Annotated in this window: 3 protein-coding genes; 1 reads left to right on the forward strand and 2 read right to left on the reverse strand. The window is 56.7% G+C overall.

Features of this window, described 5'->3' with window-relative positions; genetic code table 11:
- The first annotated feature begins 292 nt into the window (after positions 1-292).
- Positions 293-430, forward strand: a complete 138-nt coding sequence (locus tag AX703_RS27135; protein WP_156451869.1) for a hypothetical protein — start codon at positions 293-295, stop codon at positions 428-430.
- Positions 431-1498: 1068 nt separating this feature from the next.
- On the opposite strand, the gene AX703_RS27140 is transcribed toward AX703_RS27135, so the two are convergent.
- Positions 1499-1660, reverse strand: a complete 162-nt coding sequence (locus AX703_RS27140; protein WP_156135920.1) for a hypothetical protein — start codon at positions 1658-1660, stop codon at positions 1499-1501.
- A 62-nt stretch (positions 1661-1722) separates the two neighbouring features.
- The coding region (locus AX703_RS27715; protein WP_197423575.1) for a hypothetical protein at positions 1723-2221 on the reverse strand (499 nt) is incomplete at its 5' end.

Below are 2221 nucleotides of genomic sequence, written 5' to 3' on the forward strand. Positions count from 1 at the left end.
TCGTGCGCACCATTGGCATTGCCCGCGCCCGCATCAAGATCGGCATGGCCAACCTTGCCTATAACTTCCAGAGGCTCGCCTGGCTTGAGGGGCGTAGTGCGCCTGCATAACGCGAAAACCTCGTTCGGAAGTCGGATCCACCAAGGAAATCAGCGGATCAGCCAACCAGCACCGAGGCTCACCATCTCCTCACAGGCCATCGCGTCCCTATCATGCCGGAATCAGACGGTTCTTCGAACCGTCCACTTTTGTCGCCGCATTTCTGGACCTCGTTCAAGAGGCGGCAATAGCAGTGGGATTAGGCGACAAGATTGACCGTTTCGACATCGAATCCGGCTACTATTTGAAGGCGTCTGGGAAACTCGACGAGGCAGCTATTGCTGATGCTGAGCGAAAGATCGCGGTGAAAGCGGAAACGCAAAACAGCTAATGCCCTTGTAAGGTTCGACACTCACTCCAAACGAGTGTAGGAGATTGATGTCACCAGCCAGTTCGCCTGCTGGTGCTTGAGAGACCACCGCGCTCCCGGCATGCAACGGGACGCGTCAAATGCCTCTCCTGCCTGTAATCCTGATCGTTGTTGTCGGCCTGGCTGTGGCCTTGTTCCTGGCGGAAATCTTGTCTCGGAAATTCGTGTCGCGCGACCGAACCGAGGATGACGAATTTCCCAATTAATCAATGGGAAAGAACGCCTTAGTACACTGTTGAGACTCACATTTAGGTGAGCCGTCTGCAAGGCATTGTTGGCCTTGCAACTCGCAGTGAACGGCTAGGGACCCCATGAAGCTGCCAGATTGGAACGCTGCAGAGTGGGTGCTGGTCCTGACGCTTGCAGGACTTGGTTGCTTACTCGTCGGCATGCTTGCAGGCTTGGGGTTGTATTCCGATAAGCTGCCCTAGCCCTTGCTGGATCACCCAAGGGCTAGGGCATCACGACCAGGCGACTCAAGCCCTGTCGTGATGGCAAGATATTACCTTCGTTGAAGAACCCGGCAACGTTCGGCCTTCGCAGCATGTTTGCCATCCAAAATACTCCGATCTGATGACCAGACCGGAGTATTTTGTGCAACTGGTAAAAGGGGCCGGATTAGGGGCGTCCGGCCTCTTCTACCAACAGCCCAATCGACCCTTCGTTCCCGTGGAGACAGGGGGGGGCTTGTCATAACTAAAGTCAGTAGGCTTTAATGCGCCGCTCCAGAGTGACGACTCGCCGGAGGGCATCGTAATGCCGACCATACCAGTTCTCGCAATAGTCCTACTTGGATTTGTCGTCGCATGGGTAATCGCCGACATGATTTGCAAACGCTTCCGAAGCTCCGGTCAATTGGACGACGTGCGTAAGGGCGATCACAAATAATTCCAGCCACGTCCTATGCGGGGCTCTGACGCAACGCTGCACAAGCAGGGCCGCAGCCTGATGATGATGTTCGTCGAGCCTTTGCTTAGGTGCTCGAAATGACGGGTGCAAGGATGTGCGGTGTGGGCCGATTTGGAAGGACTAGCCCGGTTCGGGTTCACCTTTGAGCCTCGCCAGCTTGATGCCGACCTCGTTTAAATCCTCCCAAGCCTGCTGCTCTTCGATGCTGGCTTCGTCCGGATCAACTTCCCAGATGTCGCGGGCCTGTTTGATCAAGGCTAACATTTCTACCATGTCATCCATTGCGGCCACCTCCTACTTGCGTTGACGCAACTAAGTCATTGCTCCGCATCGATTTTACCGAATCACACGCCTTGCCACCAGTCGCCCATGTCTTGGGGCTGAGTATCGCCTGCGAGCACGTCGACGAAGAACTGCGCCGATGCCGCGCCTTGCCCCGGCACAAGCCCTGTCATGTAGCCAGCAGCTTCCAGAGTGTTACGGGTTGCCCTCTTGGTTTCCCTGCCCTCAGCGGCCTTTCGAACGTCACCAGCGACACGCTCAAGCGATTCTGGGAGGCCTTGGATTCGCGAGAAGCGATAGCCGTAAGACCGATCGCCTGCGAGTTTGCGGCCGACCACAGGCACGATATCGCGCGCCAACGGGATAGGAGCCGCCAAACCATACACCGAAGTCTTGGCCGCCCATTCGGTCCAACTTTCCTCGTTGTCATCGTCAGGCCCTTGCCCTGACAGCAGCGCAGGCAGGATAGGAGCAACGACAGCCAGCAACAGGCCGCGCATCGCCAGGTTAGCGTCCGCGGTCGTGGTGTAATTTCCGGTGCAGACTGAGGTGCCGCTGGTG

It is taken from the genome of Novosphingobium sp. CCH12-A3 (assembly GCF_001556015.1).
GTDB classification, from domain to species: Bacteria; Pseudomonadota; Alphaproteobacteria; order Sphingomonadales; family Sphingomonadaceae; genus Novosphingobium; species Novosphingobium subterraneum.

Coding starts and splice junctions, on each gene's coding strand:
- AX703_RS27140 (WP_156135920.1), bottom strand. CDS start 1,660: ATGGATGACATGGTAGAAATGTTAGCCTTGATCAAACAGGCCCGCGAC.